Here is a 259-nt window from a genome sequence, read left to right on the forward strand (position 1 = left end):
ATTGCCCACCTAATAAACTCAAACGCTTAGAGGGATTAAACGGTTAGATATTGATTCACTAAAGAATCAGTTAATTCTGCTGTTTGTCCTCTTGCCACGATCGCGCCTTTATCCATAATAAAAAACTTTTGGGCAAGCTGACGGGCAAAGTCAATTTTTTGTTCTACAACCAACACCGTAATTCCTTTTTCTTTATTAATTCGCTTTAAAGTATCCTCAATTTCTTGCACAATTGAAGGTTGAATTCCCTCGGTTGGTT

Annotated in this window: 1 pseudogene; it reads right to left on the reverse strand. The window is 37.1% G+C overall.

What is annotated here, in order from left to right:
* Positions 1 to 35 precede the first annotated feature (35 nt).
* Positions 36 to 259 (reverse strand): annotated as a pseudogene (locus R0J92_RS24265) (ABC transporter ATP-binding protein); the annotation flags it as partial.

It is taken from the genome of Tritonibacter sp. SIMBA_163, from assembly GCF_046535935.1.
Lineage (GTDB): Bacteria > Pseudomonadota > Alphaproteobacteria > Rhodobacterales > Rhodobacteraceae > Epibacterium > Epibacterium scottomollicae.